Source organism: Nitrospirota bacterium (assembly GCA_016207905.1).
Lineage (GTDB): Bacteria > Nitrospirota > Thermodesulfovibrionia > Thermodesulfovibrionales > JdFR-86 > JACQZC01.
The window spans coordinates 18,940-35,308 of the sequence record JACQZC010000050.1 but is presented as its reverse complement, the minus strand read 5'-3'; the positions used below and the strand labels follow the sequence as shown (position 1 = coordinate 35,308).

Here is a 16,369-nt window from a genome sequence, read left to right as displayed (position 1 = left end):
TGGCAAGTCCCTTAAAGCCCATAACCTTCGTCATAGCCGCAGTAAGGGTGGTTTTCCCATGGTCTACATGCCCTATCGTGCCTACATTTGCATGAGGCTTTACCCTCTCGAACTTTGCCTTAGCCATAACCTATTCCTCCTTAAATAATAATTCTGTTCCTAAGCCCATGACCGGGATTGAACCGGTGACCTCATCCTTACCAAGGATGTGCTCTGCCAACTGAGCTACATGGGCAGCACTGATAATTTCGAAGCGGGAAACGGGATTCGAACCCGCGACCCTCAGCTTGGAAGGCTGACGCTCTACCACTGAGCTACTCCCGCACCATAAAATTTCAAATCCCAAAGTGGAGAGGGGAGGATTTGAACCTCCGTAGGCATAGCCAACGGGTTTACAGCCCGTCCCCTTTAGCCACTCGGGAACCTCTCCTTCCACACAAAAAGAGACAATACCGATATTAACCTCATAGTTTTCTACTATTTTAAAACCCTCCTCAACTTGACATTTATCCCGAATAGAAGCCACCGAAGGGAATCGAACCCCCGACCCGCTGATTACAAATCAGCTGCTCTGCCTGCTGAGCTACGGTGGCTAAAAAAGGCAACACCACTCCTTTCAAAGCTCTAACCTATTAGGATAATTTATAAATTATACAATGGTCAATAGGGAAATTTCAAGAATAACTTAAATTTTTAGCCATTTTCTTCAAAAATCTAAGTTTTTCTAAGTCTCTGCCTTAAAATCTCATACAAAAGTATGCCTCCAGCCACCGAGACATTAAGGGAATCGATTTTTCCTCTCATTGGAAGGCTAACTATCTTATCGCATCGGGCTTTAACAGTCATTCTGAGCCCTCTTGCTTCAGAGCCTATTACAAGACAGAGGGGCACAGTGAGGTCTATGTCATATGGAGTAAGATTTGAGCCTCCTTCTGCTCCTAAAACGAAGATGCCCTGTTTTTTCATCTCCTCGATTGCATTTTTGATATTCGATACCATCGAGACTGCTACATATTCAGAGGCACCTGCAGATGCCTTAACAGTCTCGGGACTAAGGCTTGCTGACCTATGCTTTTCGATTATAACTCCATGAACTCCCGATGCCTCGGAGGACCTGAGTATTGCCCCAAGGTTTCGCGGGTCTTCGATGCCATCGAGTATAAGGAAAAAAGCTTTTTCGTTTTTTTCTATAGGGACATCCATGAGCTCATCAAACCCTACATAGCCTCTCTCTGATACCTCTACTGCTACACCCTGATTGCCTTTTGGAAACCTGCTATCGAAAAAAGCACGGTTCATCAGCTTGACAGGGATCCCTCTTATCTCAGCCTCATTCCTGAGTCTTTCCACATCCTTATGTCTTCCTGCGTGGATATATATTGCCTTAATCTTTCTTTGAGCCCTCAGTGCTTCAAACACAGGGTTTAGAGGAGATGCCCTTCGACAAGCTCAGGGCGACAGGCTCAGGGCGACGAAAGAGGAGACAGAGGGTGGAGAAGTGCAAATAAAATGCATAAAAGTGAACCAAAACGGAACTAAACGGAACTAAAATGGAAGCAGGAATCATTTAAAATCAATGGGTTATGAGGCACCCCCCTCCCCTATAAACTAAAGCAGATGTAAAGAAATGGTTCTATCGATGAGATTAAAAAAAGCAAAATATCTCTTTTGACCACGAACTTCATAAAGGATTATAATTCATTGTGGACAAGACAGTTAAAAAGACACTTCTTAGAATCATTAACAGCACATCAAAAGAAGTCATAGACACAATTGCAGTTGAGAAAAGGCTAAGGATATTGGTGAATGGAAAAGAGGTCTTAAGCCTTTACTGCACGCCTATAATGCTCAAGGAGCTTGTAGTGGGAATACTATCTACAGAAGATATAATCAGGGGTCAGTGGTGTGCAGAGGGGATAGCACTCTACTATGGCGAGGAGGTAAAAGCAGATGTAACTGCCGAGGGAACAGTGGATGTTAGTGGCGGGGTCAAAACATCGGGTTGTGCAGGCGGAGTGGTATTTCCTGAAAGGGAAAAGGCATTGCCCACCTCTGACCCATTGACAATCAGCGCTGAAAAACTAAGGGAGCTTTATAGCAAGTTCCAGACACTATCTGAACTTTACAAACTTACAGGATGCGTTCATAGTGCGGCACTTGCAGACACCGAAGAGATTCTTTGCATGGCAGAAGACATTGGGCGGCATAACGCAGTGGACAAGGTTATTGGTTATTGCCTCATCGAAGATATAGGGTTTAAGGGAAAGATAATGCTTACAAGTGGAAGACTTACATCGGAGATACTCTCTAAGTGTTCGAGGTGGGGCATCCCAATCGTAGTAAGTAAAACTGCCCCAACTGACCTTGCCATCTCTATAGCAGAAAAAAATGCTCTGACCACAGTAGGTTTTCTGAGAGGCAGGAGGTTTAATGTCTATACGCATCCCGAAAGGATATTATAAAAATCATTTTATTCCGTATTTTTGAAGCCTGTGTCTTAGGGAACGGAAGGATAGACGAAGGAGCTTTGCGGCATCTGTTTTTTTGCCTCCTTTAAGCTTAAGTGCCTCGAGGATATAGCTCTTTTCTATAGAGCCCATAACCTCCTCGATGTCTATCCCCTTAGATATATCAGGCAAAGCAATCTTCTCTTCAGGGCGAAACATTGTAATCTCAGGCGGAAGGTCCCCTTCGGGTATAGTATCCTTATCGCTAAAAAGCAGGGTTCTTTCAATTACATTTTCAAGCTCTCTGACATTGCCATTCCATGGATAGCTCATAAAGAGGCTCATTGCCTTTTTTGAGAACTGCCTTTTTCTTTCGGATAGCTTGCCTAAGAAATGCTCTACATAAAGCGGAATATCCCCTTTTCTTTCCCTTAGAGGCAGAATCCTTAGAGGAACTACATTGAGCCTATAGAAGAGGTCTTCCCTAAACCTACCTGCTGAAACCTCCTCTTTCAGGTCTTTATTTGTGGCTGAAATTATCCTTACATCGACCTTGATGTCATCAGTGCCTCCTACGCGCCTGAATACTCCTAATTCAATAGCCCTAAGAAGTTTTGACTGAAGATTTAAGGGCATCTCTACGACCTCATCTAAAAAGAGTGTGCCTCTGTCAGCAACCTCAAAAAGCCCCTGCTTATTATGGACTGCACCTGTGAATGAGCCCTTCATGTGACCGAAAAGCTCTGACTCAAGCAGTCCTTCAGGCAATGACGCACAGTTTATGGCAACAAGGCTTTTTTCTGCCCGCGGGCTTAGGTTATGCAGTGCATTGGCTACAAGTTCCTTCCCAGTGCCAGATTCCCCTTGGATAAGGACATTCGAGCCACTCTGTGCAACCTTTGGTATAAGCCTTATTAGTTCCTGCATTGCAGGGCTTTTCCCTATAATATTGCCGACTCCATATACGGTTTTAACCTTCTCCCTTAAGATGGAGACCTCGGCATTTAGCCTCTTTTTATCCAGAGCGTTTTTGACTATAAGCCTTATTTCGTCTATCCTAAAGGGTTTATAGATGTAGTCGTAGGCTCCTAATTTCATTGCCTCAACAGCAGACTCAGTAGTACCAAAGGCTGTAATCATTATTACAAATGTTTCAGGAGACACCTCATGAAGTTTCTTGAGTATGCCAAAGCCATCTACACCTGGCATCTTTATATCCGATATTACAAGGTCAAATATGTCCTTTTGGATACAGCCCAATCCGTCAATGCCATCATGCGCAGTTACGACCTCATAGCCTTCTCCCTCAAGGAGAATCTTAAGAACCTCCCTCATGTTCTTTTCGTCCTCAACAATCAGTATCTTACTCTTTTCCATTTACATTGCCTTTAGGCAGAAAGACCCTGAATTTTGTGCCCTCACCCTGCTTGCTGGTGAAGGCAAGTCCTCCGTTATGGTCCTCTACAATCCTGTATGCTATGCTCAAACCAAGCCCTGTCCCCTCTGGCTTTGTAGTGAAGAACGGATATAAAACCTTCTTCATGTTTTCAGGACTTATCCCTATGCCTGTGTCCTCAAATATAATCTTTATCACATCTTTACTGTCGGTTGTGCTTATAGAGAGCTTACCTCCATCAGGCATAGCCTCTATGGCATTAATGCCTAAGTTCCAGAAGACCTGCTGAAGCCTCTGTGGGTCTGCCTTTATATAGAGAGGGCCATTAAATCCCTTTATAAATGTGACCTCGCCTGTATTTCTTTGTTTAAGCATCTCGATGGTCTCATCGAGCATCTGGTGCAGGTCAAAGGTCTCCAGCTCGATTGCCTTGGGCTTTGAATAGATGAGGAATTCGGTTATGATTACATCCAGTCTCTGCATCTCACCGAGTGCTATTTCCATCAGCCTGCCTTTGTATTCTGCTGAAACCTTATCTTCCTTTAGCATCTCTATAGAGCCTTTAAGCGAAGCAAGTGGGTTTCTAATCTCATGGGCTATGTTAGCGGCAAGCTCACCTATGTCTGCCAGTTTTTCCTTTTGTTTTATCTCCTCGTGCATCCTCTTTAGTTCTGTGAGGTCATCGAATATGCCTATAAAACCAGTGCGCTGACCATTTGCATCCTGCATCTCCGAGACAGTAAGCCCTATAACCTTACTGCTACCCGCATGCTCTATGAGTCCTTCAATCCGCTCCTTTTGTCTTATGTTACCTATAAATGGGAAGACACTATTGATTTCCATGCCGATAGCCCTGTGTCTTTCAATGCCTGTTATCTCCTCGGCGGCACTGTTAAACAAGATTATCCTACCTTTAAGGTTGGTTGTAAATAGTCCGCTTGGCATACCTTCTATGACCTCATCGGTAAACACAGTAAGGTCCTTCAGGTCCGAATCTTTCTTTTCAAGCCCTATGGTTGCCCTTTCGAGCCTCTCAACAAGATGACCTATAAGGTAAGCAGTCAGATAAAGGGCTAATGTGTGCGAGAATATATTGTAGAGAAAATCTTTTTCTCCGAACATTGGGTCATAGGGGATTGGAAGTATTTTATAGAACTGAAGGTCTATGAGAGAGCCATAAAGCACAGCGCCTATGGTGGCAATGACATACCCTGCCCTTTTATTCAGGATAATTGCAGAGGCTATCACTACAATCGGCAGAAGAATGGAAAACCAGCTTTCGATTCCGCCTGTCAGAAAGACTAATGTTATAGCAGACACTACATCGAGGCATAACTGCGCATAGGCAAAGGCAGGTGTTCCAAACCTCAAAAGCATCAATGAGTAAACAATTGTAAGCAGGTAGAGGAATATTACTAAATAAAGCACCCCATATGGGTATGGGAATATTCGGAGTCCTATCTCAAAGATATAGAAGGTGCCTAAAAGGACAGTAACGAAAAGTGCCCTGAATGCAGTCAGGGTCTTAAGCTTATTGCTCAGGGCACTTTTTGGAGTTTCCTTCACTTTATGAGTGTAATCATCTTAAATATGGGTAGATACATGGCAACTATGACAAACCCTACGGTAGTGCCTAAAAATATCATAAGCAAAGGCTCCATCATGGCAGTAAGGTTTGACACTGCGGCATCGACCTCGTCGTCATAGAAGTCCGCAATCTTTCCGAGCATGGCATCCAATGCGCCTGTGGATTCTCCAACTGCTATCATATGCGTTACCATTGGGGGAAAGACCTTTGCCTTTGAAAGAGGCTCGGCAAGGGTTTTACCCTCGGTAACAGCAGATCTCACAGTCATAACTGCATCCTCGATAACCTTATTGCCTGCTGTCTTTGCCGTTATCTCAAGTCCATCCAGTATAGGAACACCGCTACTGATAAGGGTTCCCATGGTCCTTGTAAATTTGGCAACTGCAGCCTTTACAAGCATAACTCCAAAGATTGGTGACTTAAGGAGTATAGCATCGGTTATCTTTTTGCCCCTTTTTGTTCTTCTGAATTGTGAGATACCCATTATAGTACCCACTATGGCTCCGAGGAGAACGATGCCTCCTATGCCCTTAAGGAAATTGCTTATAGTGACGACAATTACTGTCGGAAGAGGAAGAGTTCCTCCGAGTGCCTTAAACATCTCTATAAATGTTGGCACAACGAACACCATGATTACTGCAACAACAAGCACTGCAACCGTAGAGACAACTATCGGATAGACCAGTGCTCCTTTGACCTTCTTTTTAATCTTCATTGCCTTCTCTATATAGGTTGCAAGTCTTCCCAGGATTGTATCGAGTATTCCGCCTGCCTCTCCTGCGGCAACCATATTGGCGTAAAGCTCGTCAAAGACCTTTGGGTGCTTTCTCAGGGCATCTGCATATGTGGAGCCGCCTTCGACATCCACCTTTATCTGCGAAAGGGTCTTTGCGAGTGTTTTATTTTCCACCTGTCCTGAAAGTACATCTAATGCCTGCACAAGTGGAAGCCCTGCATCTATCATTGTCGAGAACTGTCTTGTGAAGATAACTATATCTTTGCTGCCGACCTTGCCCCCCCCAAAGCCAAATTTCTTCTTTACCTTTTCAGTTACGATTGTGGGTGTTATATTTTTCTGCCTGAGCTGTGCTATGACCTCTTCTTTTGAAGCCGCAGTAATCTCTCCGGACTCTATAGTCCCCCTACTTGTTTTACCTGACCACTGAAAAACCATCGTAGCCATGTCTTACCTCCTTTGGGTTGCCACTCTTTGAAGCATCGTAAGCATTTCATCTGGCACAGATGAGCGTCCCAGTGCCTCATCATAAGATATAAGACCTTTTGTATAAAGCTCATGGAGGGACTGATTCATCGTCTGCATGCCGAATTTTGCCTGACCTGTCTGCATCATGGAATAAAGCTGATGTATCTTGTCCTCCCTTATAAGGTTTCTGATTGCCGCATTCGGAATAAGGATTTCAATTGCAAGAACCCTTCCTTGTCCTGACTTCCTCGGGATAAGTTGTTGTGCAAGGATTCCCTCAAGGACAAAAGAAAGCTGAACCCTTATCTGCTCCTGCTGATGCGGCGGAAATACATCTATTACTCGGTTTATGGTCTGAACTGCGGAGTTTGTGTGAAGGGTTGCAAGCGTAAGATGACCTGTCTCAGAGACAGCAAGCGCTGCCTCTATGGTCTCAAGGTCCCTCATCTCACCAATCAGAACAACATCGGGGTCCTGCCTTAAGACATACTTTAATGCCGACTTAAAGGATGCGGTGTCTGCATTGACCTCTCTCTGGTTTATGAGAGCCTTTTTATGTCCATGAAGATATTCTATTGGGTCCTCTACGGTTATGATATGGTCAGGTCTTTCGGAATTTATACGGTCAACCATAGAGGCAAGCGTTGTTGACTTTCCAGAGCCAGTAGGGCCTGTGACAAGTATAAGCCCCCTTGGCTTTTTAGTCAGGTCGTTGAGTATCTCCGGAAGCCCAAGGTCCCTGAATGTCCTTATCTCAAATGGTATTGACCTGAAGGCACCTGCAACAGCGCCCCTTTGCGTAAATATATTAGCCCTGAACCTCGATAAGCCTTTAAGCCCAAATGATAGGTCAAGCTCATTATTCTCCTCGAATTTATGCTTTTGGGCATCGGTAAGGATACTGTAACAGAGTGCCTTTGTATCAGCAGGTCCAAGGGGCTCTCCATCGAGAGGCATGAGTCTTCCATCAATCCGAATTCGTGGGGGACTCCCTGTAGTTATGTGAAGGTCAGATGCCTTTTTTTCAATCAGTGTCTTTAAAAGGTCATAAATACTAAGCATATTACTCCTTTATATATTTATTTGCAGGTACCACTTAATCTCCAAAGGTCACCCTCACAACCTCTTCTATCGAGGTTACACCTTCTTTTACTTTTGTAAGCCCTGACATTCTCAGGGTCTTCATCCCAAGCTTTATTGCGGCTTTCTTGATCTCAGCGGCAGAGGCACCCTCGAGCACCAGCTCCTTAATCTCATCGCCTATGGGCATCACCTCATAAAGTGCGATCCTTCCCTTGTACCCCGAATTACTGCAGGTAGGACAGCCTTTGCCTTTGAAGCATCTTACCACATTTGCCTCGTCTTCTGAAAAACCAATCTTCATAAGAGCAGGAATTGGCACTTTTTCTTCTTCCTTACACTGCTGACAGAGCTTTCTTGCAAGTCTCTGTGCAATTATCATTAAGACAGATGAGGATACAAGGAAAGGCTCTATGCCCATATTAAGGAGTAATGCAGAGGCAAACGAAAGCCCTATCTCCTCCTTCATCTGAACCTGATTTATACCTAAAAAGTTATACTCTATAGGGTCTTCGGCAGTCATTATGTTCACATCAGGATTGTTGAGATGGCTAAGTGCCGAATAAAGGGTTGTGGTCTTACCACTTCCAGTTGGACCTGTAACGAGTACCATTCCGTATGGCTTACTCAGCACCGCCAGAAACTCACTGAGGGCTTTCTCCTCAAAGCCTAACTTCGTAAGGTCTACCTGAAGGCTTGACTTGTCAAGAAGCCTTAAGACGGTCTTTTCACCGAAAAGGCATGGTAAGACAGAGACCCTGAAGTCAATCTCCCTTTTAGGTCCTAATTTGAGCTTTATCCTTCCATCCTGTGGAAGTCTTCTTTCAGCGATGTCAAGACGGGACATTATCTTTACCCTCGCAGTAAGGGGACTCTTTATCTTTGTAGGCAGATTCATAACCGTATGCAAAACACCATCAACCCTGTATCTTATCCTTAAAACCCCTTCATAAGGCTCTATATGTATATCGCTTGCACCTGCCTTAAGGGCATTAACGAATATGCCGTTGACAAGCTTAATTATTGGTGCATCTACCTGGCTTGATACACCTTCGTCCTTTGTTAAAACAGCCTCTATGTCATCGAGGGCACTGCCAACCACTTGGTCAAATTCATCGACATCGACTGTGGGGCCCTCATCACTCTCACCCATGGTGCCACCTGCCACCATATCCTCGGCAGACATCGTATAGTCTTTTACCTGAAGGATTTTTGATGTCTCGAGCTTGAGCACTGCTGGGTCTATCTTATAGTTAGAGAGGTTTATTGCAGGCACACCAAACTGCTTGCTCAGGAATGTTACGAGTTTTTCCTCTGTGACATAGCCTAATTTGACGAGGTTTGTGCCGAGCCTTCCACCATCCCTTTTTTGAAGAACAAGTGTCTGTTTGAGCTGTTCCTCGGTAATAATGCCGGAGTTTATGAGCATCTGTCCAAGTTTTATAACCATAACCTTACAATAAATAAAATGACAATTATTGTCAATAAAATGGCGTGAGACTCAGTCCTCAAAAGAGACCCTGATGACCTCTTCTATAGTGGTTATGCCTTCCTTGACCTTTACAAGACCACTCTTCCTCAGGGTTTTCATGCCGAGCTTTATGGCGGTCTTCTTAAGCTCTGCCGAAGTGGCACCTTCAAGTATGAGGTCTCTTATATCATCCTTTATAGGCATGACTTCAAAGATGGCAATCCTTCCCCTATAGCCTGAGTTATTGCACGCAGGACATCCCTTACCCCTGTAGCATTTTATACTGCCTGCCTCTTCCTCTGAAAATCCGACTTTTATGAGGGCAGGCACAGGGACCTTTACCTCCTCTTTGCATTCAGGGCATATTTTTCTTATAAGTCTCTGGGTTGCAATAACTATAACTGCCGAGGCAACGAGGAATGGCTCTATGCCCATATTAACAAGCCTGCTTATGGTACCAGGGGCATCGTTTGTATGAAGTGTACTTAAAACGAGGTGCCCTGTAAGTGCTGCCTTGACCGATATATCGGCAGTCTCATAATCCCTTATCTCACCGACCATGATTATATCAGGGTCCTGCCTGAGAAATGACCTTAATGCAGAGGCAAATGTAAGCCCTATCTCATCCCTCACCTGAACCTGATTTATACCTAAGAAGTTATACTCTACAGGGTCTTCGGCAGTCGAGATATTCACGCCAATTTTATTCAGATAAGAGAGTGCCGAATAAAGCGTTGTAGTCTTTCCACATCCAGTTGGCCCTGTAACGAGTATCATTCCATAAGGCTTATCGAGTGCATCCATAAATATCTTCAATGCCTCTTCATCTAAGCCTAATTTTGAAAAGTCCACCTGAAGCTTTGACTTATCGAGAAGCCTGAGAACGCATCTTTCGCCAAACATCGTAGGAACAGTCGAGACCCTGAAGTCTATCTCCCTTTTTTTACCTAACTTAAGCTTTATCCTTCCGTCCTGTGGAAGCCTCCTTTCGGCAATATCAAGCTCTGACATGACCTTTACCCTCGCAGCTATGGCATTCTTTATCTTTGCAGGAAGGTTCATCACAGAGTAAAGCTTGCCATCAACCCTGTATCTCACCCTGACCGATGTCTCGTAGGGCTCTATGTGTATATCGTTTGCACTTGCTTTTATGGCATTGACAAATATCCCGTTTACGAGCTTCACTATTGGTGCATCTACCTCTTTTATTACATCTTCATCTTCCTTTTCCTCAACCGCCTCTATGCCATCGAGGGCACTACCAACTACCTTATCAAACTCTTCGACATCGAGCAGATTGCTTTGCTCTGAGACAGCGCCTAAAGTCTCCTCCTCACCATCAAAAGTATAATCCTTTGCCTCGAGTATCCGTGATGATTCGGTAGGAGATGCCTTTGTGGTAGTGGCAACCGCACCTTTGCCTCCATAATACTCTGTAATGGCACTCATAAGCTGGGATGAGCTTGAGCACTGCTGGGTCTATCTTATAGTTAGAGAGGTTTATTGCAGGCACACCAAACTGCTTGCTCAGGAATGTTACGAGTTTTTCCTCTGTGACATAGCCTAATTTGACGAGGTTTGTGCCGAGCCTTCCACCATCTTTTTTCTGAATGTTAAGTGCCTGGTTAAGCTGTTCCTGAGTGATAATATTGGAGTTCAGAAGTAACTGCCCTAATTTTACAGCCATATCTTTTAATGTATCTTAAAAGCCATTGAAAGTCAACCGAATGGGGGTTGTGATTACCTCTTTTTATTCTGTTATCTCAGTGCCTATTCCCTCTTTTGTAAATATCTCAAGAAGGAGGCAATGAGGCACTCTGCCATCGATTATATGTGTTTTCTTTGTGCCTGCTGAAAGTGCACTCATACAGGCATGAACCTTTGGAAGCATTCCTCCTCCTACGGTTCCATCTGCAATCAGTTTTCTAATGCCCTTTTTGTCGATGCTGGACAGTATATCTCCCCTTTTGCCTTTTATCCCCGGGACATCTGTAAGGACAATCAATTTTTCGGCACCTACTGCGGATGCGATTTCGGATGCTACATAATCTGCATTGATGTTTAATGCCTCGCCTTTGGAGTCCGTACCTATTGGTGCAATCACAGGAATAAACCCCTCACCTTGAATGGACCGCAATATCTTTGGCTCAACCGAGCTCACATCTCCAACAAGACCTATGTCGATAATCTCTTCTTCGGCAGATGATTTTTTTAGAAGCTTCTTTTTTGCTTTGATGAGCCCGCCGTCTTTTCCGCTTAAGCCAACTGCTTTTCCTCCGTGGGTATTTATCAATGCGACAATCTCTTTGTTTATGAGACCTCCAAGAACCATCTCAACAATGTCCATTGTCTCTTTGTCTGTTATGCGCTGACCCTGTATAAATAGGGGCTTTTTGCCCATCTTTTGCATAATCTCGGTTATCTTTGGCCCTCCTCCATGAACTATCACAGGGTGTATGCCGATGAAATTCAGTAGCACGATATCCTGTGCAAAGGCACTCTTCAGTTTCTCGTCTGACTGAGCAGAGCCACCGTATTTTATGACAAATGTCTTTCCGTAAAAACTCTTTATATAAGGCAATGCCTCTATAAGGATATTTGCCTTTTCAATGGGTTTCATCTATCTCTCTCCAAACATGGAATACACATAACCTTTCCCTCTTTAATTCTTGCCCTTGTCTCCATAACCTTTTCTCCGCAAACACTACAGGGAATGCTCACCCATATATGTGCCTCCAAAGGAGGCTTAATCTTCTTCACTCTGACATCAAAAAGCTCTCTGTCTTTGGCATTCAGTATAGCATTTATCTTTTTAGATTTTCTCTTATGCACTGCCTTTAATACCACAGGTGTTCTTTGTCCTTTCATATACCTCTGCCACATCGAGGTCTCTATAGGTGTTTCCTCTGGAGACTGCCATTTAACCGAGATTCTCAAGGCATTGACTTTTGGCTTTCTTATACCCCTTTGTATGAATGTATAGACCTGTTTTCCGTAATCCTTAAATATCAGATTTCCCTTGCCAAATGTGCACCCGGTCATAACCTGAATGGCATCCACTGCGCATGAGTCGTTCTCCACGACTGCCACAATCTCCTCGTCCTTTGCCCTTGTGCCTAATTTCCTGAGTGCAAATTCAGAGACCCTGTAGCCCAGTGCAAGCCCCGGACACATATGCCCGTGAAACCGAGAGACATCCCTTAGAGACTTCATAGCATAGATTTTATACTAAAGAGAGAGTTTTTTCTTATTCCTCGAAAAATGTAATTGCCTGAACAGGGCATATATCTGCTGCCTCCTGACAATCGCAGGTATTACATTTATTAGGACCTATAACATATGCCTTTCCATCGTCCCTCGTTTCAAACACCTCTGGGCAGACCGCACTGCATGAGCCACAGCCCTCGCACAATCCAAAATCAACAAATGGTATTTTTTTCATGAGAAAACCTCCTTTTTATTTTAATCTTGCCTCTACCTGCAACCAATGTATGTTTTTAAAGAATGCCTCTATGTAGTCTGCTCTTTTAAGTCCGTAATCGAGCATAAAGGCATGCTCAAAAACATCCATGATGAGTATGAGGTTACAACCTGCTGGGTGTGAGACATCGTGCTCATTAATCCAGAAATTAATAAGTCTTCCTTCCATTATATCCTGATAAAGGCATGCCCAGCCAATTCCCCTCATACTTCCAACTGTCCTGAAATCTTTCTCCCATAGCTCATAACTTCCAAAGGACTCACAGAGTCCTTTCATCAGCCTTCCTGTCTCGTCCAGTTTACCTTTTCCTCCTAAGTTTTCAAAATAATATTCATGAAGCCTCATTCCATTAAACTCCCAGCCGAGCCTTCTTTTAAGCTCTGCATATTCAGGTGTATTGGTTTTCCCATCCTTAAGCATCGCAGTAAGTGTTTCAAGAAGTTTGTTTGTGTTTGTCACATACCCTGAATAAAGGGTGAAGTGATTTTTTAGAAGGGTCTCTGAAAAGCCCTGCATACCAATGAGTCTTGAATAGTCTTTTGCTGTGTAAGCCATAAATGCCTCCTTTCATGCCCATGAAAAACTCTTAGCATAAAACAACTATCTATGCAAGCCATCTCTCTGTCACCCTGAACTTGTTTCAGGGTCTAAGGGCTGAGATGCTGAAATAAATTCAGCATGACAAAAGGGGTTACCAGCATGACAAAGGGCTGTCAATTTATAAAGGCTCAGTTTTCAGGGAAGAATCTCACGCCAGTCAACTATCTTTATTTTTTTAAAGGAGACTGTTGTTGGTTCATCCCTCGATGGTGAGCCGTATAATGCCGAATTATAGGAAGCCGGAGTAATAGTCACTATTTCCGTGACGCTATCAGTGATTGTTATTGTGGCGGTTCCTGTTACACTGTCGAGGTTTCCGGTAACTGTCTGTCCGACAATTACAGCTCCGCTCAAGGTAGTAGATACAATTGTTGCAGAGCCGTTTACGGATACAGTTATTTTTAATGGGTCTTTTGTTGTTGGCGGGTTTCCTTGAACAACATTTCCGGTAGCTGGGTCTATGGGCACAACATGATTATCCTTGTCATGTAAGGTGAGGTTAATAGTTACATTGGTATTCACACGCGGATTTGGCCCTGTATAGCTTGCATTTACATGGTCAGGTCCAACATAAAAATAAGCCTGGGCAAAAAGAGCATTGTCGCTGACACGCCTTACCTCCACGCGCCATGTTCCGAGGGGCCCTGCAATTGGGTCATAAGTGTCAGATAATATTTCCGGGCCTGTGTAGAGCGGCGAGGTTCTTTTTAAATTATTGCTTGAATCATACCAGTAGAATCTATAAGTTGTGCTCAGAGTGCCAAATGCCCTTGCATAAACAGCATTCCCTACAGGGAATATGTAGCTTTCATTTGTGTAGTCGGGGTCTGAATAAAGGACAATGTCTTTTACTGTTGTGGTGTCAGTTGCAAGTGCTGAATTTCCTCCTGCCGTGGCAGTCACAGTTACTCTACATACATCTCCAGCCACGGCAGTGGAGGGTATTGTTACCTTGACCACAATATCTTCATATCCTCCAAAAGGTGAAAGTGTCACTGTTTCAGGAGTGACTTTAGTCCAGCCTGTGCATGGGTCTAAAAATTCAGTTGAAAAACTAACTGTCTGGCTTGAGGCTGTATTATTCTGCACCCTGTGGTTATAAAATGCCGAAGAGCCTTTTCCACCTGAGCCTGTGTTATCAGGCGTTAAGGTTAATGGCTCGCTCACAGTACTGACAGCAGTTGCAGTTGCTTTGTTGCTTGGGTCATTGCCTGATACCGCAGTAATGGTTGTTGTATCAACTGTCCCTATAGCTGCGTCAGCAGGGATTTGCACCTTTACTATAAAATTCTCTGAACTGTCTGCAGGCACTGTTAGAAACCAAAGTTCCAAAGGGCATAATTAAATACCATTAATGTTCCCTGAGAGCCATATTTGGAAGAACTCGAAGGGCTTATTGCAATCTCTCCAGTAATGGTGTCGGTATCACTGGCTGAGTTAGTCTGGCTACTGACGGTGACGCTGGCTGTGTTAGTGCGAGTATCTCCGGGATTGCCGCTTAAGGTGGCATTGATTGTGAAGGTTACGCTACTGTCAACCGGCATGGAAGGAATAGTAATGCCTGCACCCTGCATATCTGCCACTGTGGGGCTGGCTGGGCAGGACGCCCCTTCTCCTGCCGAGCAGGTTACGCTATTGACATTGATACCGCTTACTGCTGGGTCTTTGAAGACTGCGCCACTTAACGCAACTTTCGTTGTATTGGTGATGACGACAGTATAAGTGGTGGTGTTGCCTGACTTGATGAAGGTGATGCTGTCTGTCTTGGTGATAGTGGGCAGAACTACGACACTAACTGTGCCCTGATCTACGGTAGGTGCGTTGCATTTGGACTTTGTATTGGGCACAGGGTCGGCAATGGATGTGCAGAGACTACCTGCTGGGCTTGCCTGATTGTCCCAGCTTACAACATAGGGAATGAAGAGATTACCACTGCTTCCGCTGATAGCTTGGCACTGCACAGTGGAGTTGGGCATGTAAAGGATGCCATTGCCTGTGCCCCCACCGATTCCCTTGTTACCGTCACCGCAGGTGTCGGTTGTCCCTTTCGGAACTCCGTCTAAGTCCAGGAATGGACTGGAGGCTGGCAGGATAGCCACAGCACAACTGGTAGCCCCGCCATTTGCAACGGTCAACTGCGGGGTTTTGCCGTCGTTAGAGACGAAAACGCCGATGTCCCATCGGTCAGGTGTGGCGAAGTTAACCGTGACCTCCAGGTCAAGCGTGATGCTACTGCCACCTATGCAGGATGTGGTATCGCCAATGACCCGTATGTTGGTGATAGAAACATCCTGAGCAGTGCAGTTCAAATCCTCGCCGAATCTATCTCCGGCGCATTGGGTTTCGTCATATGCATAGGCTGTGTCCGTGTGGGAAAGCAGGCATACAGCCACAATACCAAACACCAACAGCCATGTCCACAAACGCATGGCGCGGAATGCCGGGGCGGTTATCACTCATCCACCTCCACAACATTTATTTGTGCAACCCTCTTTACACTTCCAAAACCCAGTCCCTTGGAGACAGTTCCAGTTGAGCGAACAGAGCATTGAGTGACTGCCGCACCGTTGTTGTGCTCAGAGCGGGCCGAGCCTGCATAGCCACGCTCACACACTGTGAAGCTATTGTTGATACCGCTGATACTGCCTTTGCAAAAGAGGTATTCTAAGTCTATCGCTATCGTGCCTGGCACTGTAAAGCCTGAGTTGATAAACCCCCTCTGCGGAGCTGAAGTAAGATAGAGTGTGCCTGTAGAGTTGTTTATGTATCCGCTAAGAACCGCATTTGTAAAGACCGAGTTTGTAAAAAAGCTCCCTTCTCCAAATGTGATGCTTGAGGTATTATAGTTACAGTATGTGCCATTCATAAGGGCATATTCCAATCCCCCTTCTGCTATATAGAATGCCTGTTGTCCCTGCTCCTCCTGAAGCCCTATATTGGCTGAGGTTGTTATCAGGGAAACAGCTACTGCACCAAAAAGGGAAAGGATTAGAAGGCTTAGGATTACTGTAATGATTGAAAGACCCTTTCTGTCATTCTGAAGCCGAAAGAGATGCTGAAATAAATTCAGCATGACATCTTTTAGAATGCATTGCTCCATAC

17 protein-coding genes and 4 tRNA genes are annotated in these 16,369 nt (G+C 44.6%); 1 reads left to right on the top strand and 20 read right to left on the bottom strand.

Annotation, left to right across the window (positions count from 1 at the left end):
- The 6 genes from tuf to rlmB form a co-directional block, all read right to left on the bottom strand.
- Positions 1-127 (bottom strand): elongation factor Tu (tuf, locus tag HY805_06105; protein ID MBI4823784.1); only part of this gene is annotated, 127 nt, incomplete at its 3' end.
- Positions 128-162: 35 nt separating this feature from the next.
- A tRNA-Thr gene (locus tag HY805_06100) sits at positions 163-235 on the bottom strand.
- Between the two features lie 17 nt (positions 236-252).
- A tRNA-Gly gene (locus HY805_06095) sits at positions 253-324 on the bottom strand.
- A 24-nt stretch (positions 325-348) separates the two neighbouring features.
- Positions 349-430, bottom strand: a tRNA-Tyr gene (locus tag HY805_06090).
- A gap of 90 nt (positions 431-520) precedes the next feature.
- A tRNA-Thr gene (locus HY805_06085) sits at positions 521-593 on the bottom strand.
- Between the two features lie 121 nt (positions 594-714).
- On the bottom strand, positions 715-1,419 hold the full coding sequence (rlmB, locus tag HY805_06080; GenBank protein ID MBI4823783.1) for a 23S rRNA (guanosine(2251)-2'-O)-methyltransferase RlmB: 705 nt from the start codon (positions 1,417-1,419) through the stop codon (positions 715-717).
- A 284-nt stretch (positions 1,420-1,703) separates the two neighbouring features.
- Between rlmB and fdhD the strand changes: the two genes are divergently transcribed.
- A complete protein-coding gene (gene fdhD, locus HY805_06075; protein MBI4823782.1) occupies positions 1,704-2,462 on the top strand; it encodes a formate dehydrogenase accessory sulfurtransferase FdhD in 759 nt (252 codons plus the stop codon).
- Positions 2,463-2,465: 3 nt separating this feature from the next.
- On the opposite strand, the gene HY805_06070 is transcribed toward fdhD, so the two are convergent.
- The 14 genes from HY805_06070 to HY805_06005 all read right to left on the bottom strand — a co-directional run bounded on the left by HY805_06070 (position 2,466) and on the right by HY805_06005 (position 16,367).
- Positions 2,466-3,824, bottom strand: coding sequence for a sigma-54-dependent Fis family transcriptional regulator (locus HY805_06070; protein MBI4823781.1), 1,359 nt, complete (start codon positions 3,822-3,824; stop codon positions 2,466-2,468).
- On the bottom strand, positions 3,811-5,409 hold the full coding sequence (locus tag HY805_06065; GenBank protein ID MBI4823780.1) for a PAS domain S-box protein: 1,599 nt from the start codon (positions 5,407-5,409) through the stop codon (positions 3,811-3,813). Before HY805_06065 ends, HY805_06070 begins: the two co-directional genes overlap by 14 nt.
- On the bottom strand, positions 5,406-6,614 hold the full coding sequence (locus HY805_06060; GenBank protein MBI4823779.1) for a type II secretion system F family protein: 1,209 nt from the start codon (positions 6,612-6,614) through the stop codon (positions 5,406-5,408). The genes HY805_06065 and HY805_06060 overlap by 4 nt, the downstream gene beginning before the upstream one ends.
- Positions 6,615-6,617: 3 nt before the next feature.
- Positions 6,618-7,697, bottom strand: coding sequence for a type IV pilus twitching motility protein PilT (locus HY805_06055; GenBank protein MBI4823778.1), 1,080 nt, complete (start codon positions 7,695-7,697; stop codon positions 6,618-6,620).
- A gap of 34 nt (positions 7,698-7,731) precedes the next feature.
- On the bottom strand, positions 7,732-9,165 hold the full coding sequence (tadA, locus tag HY805_06050; GenBank protein MBI4823777.1) for a Flp pilus assembly complex ATPase component TadA: 1,434 nt from the start codon (positions 9,163-9,165) through the stop codon (positions 7,732-7,734).
- Positions 9,166-9,216: 51 nt separating this feature from the next.
- Positions 9,217-10,635, bottom strand: coding sequence for a Flp pilus assembly complex ATPase component TadA (gene tadA, locus HY805_06045; protein MBI4823776.1), 1,419 nt, complete (start codon positions 10,633-10,635; stop codon positions 9,217-9,219).
- The gene (locus HY805_06040) at positions 10,526-10,873 is read right to left on the bottom strand and encodes a hypothetical protein (protein MBI4823775.1); all 348 of its coding nucleotides are present in this window, start codon (positions 10,871-10,873) and stop codon (positions 10,526-10,528) included. Before HY805_06040 ends, tadA (HY805_06045) begins: the two co-directional genes overlap by 110 nt.
- 63 nt (positions 10,874-10,936) lie before the next feature.
- Positions 10,937-11,806: an acetylglutamate kinase gene (gene argB / locus HY805_06035; protein MBI4823774.1), complete on the bottom strand. Its 870-nt coding sequence runs from the start codon at positions 11,804-11,806 to the stop codon at positions 10,937-10,939.
- On the bottom strand, positions 11,803-12,399 hold the full coding sequence (locus HY805_06030) for a TraR/DksA C4-type zinc finger protein (GenBank protein ID MBI4823773.1): 597 nt from the start codon (positions 12,397-12,399) through the stop codon (positions 11,803-11,805). The genes argB and HY805_06030 overlap by 4 nt, the downstream gene beginning before the upstream one ends.
- Before the next feature lie 34 nt (positions 12,400-12,433).
- The gene (locus HY805_06025; GenBank protein ID MBI4823772.1) at positions 12,434-12,628 is read right to left on the bottom strand and encodes a ferredoxin; all 195 of its coding nucleotides are present in this window, start codon (positions 12,626-12,628) and stop codon (positions 12,434-12,436) included.
- A 15-nt stretch (positions 12,629-12,643) separates the two neighbouring features.
- Entirely contained in the window at positions 12,644-13,222 is a 579-nt protein-coding gene (locus HY805_06020) for a superoxide dismutase (GenBank protein ID MBI4823771.1), read from the bottom strand.
- A 180-nt stretch (positions 13,223-13,402) separates the two neighbouring features.
- A complete protein-coding gene (locus HY805_06015; protein MBI4823770.1) occupies positions 13,403-14,599 on the bottom strand; it encodes a hypothetical protein in 1,197 nt (398 codons plus the stop codon).
- Complete coding sequence (locus HY805_06010; GenBank protein ID MBI4823769.1) at positions 14,581-15,690, bottom strand: DUF11 domain-containing protein; 1,110 nt, start codon at positions 15,688-15,690, stop codon at positions 14,581-14,583. The genes HY805_06015 and HY805_06010 overlap by 19 nt, the downstream gene beginning before the upstream one ends.
- Before the next feature lie 29 nt (positions 15,691-15,719).
- Entirely contained in the window at positions 15,720-16,367 is a 648-nt protein-coding gene (locus tag HY805_06005) for a hypothetical protein (GenBank protein MBI4823768.1), read from the bottom strand.
- Between the last annotated feature and the right edge of the window lie 2 nt (positions 16,368-16,369).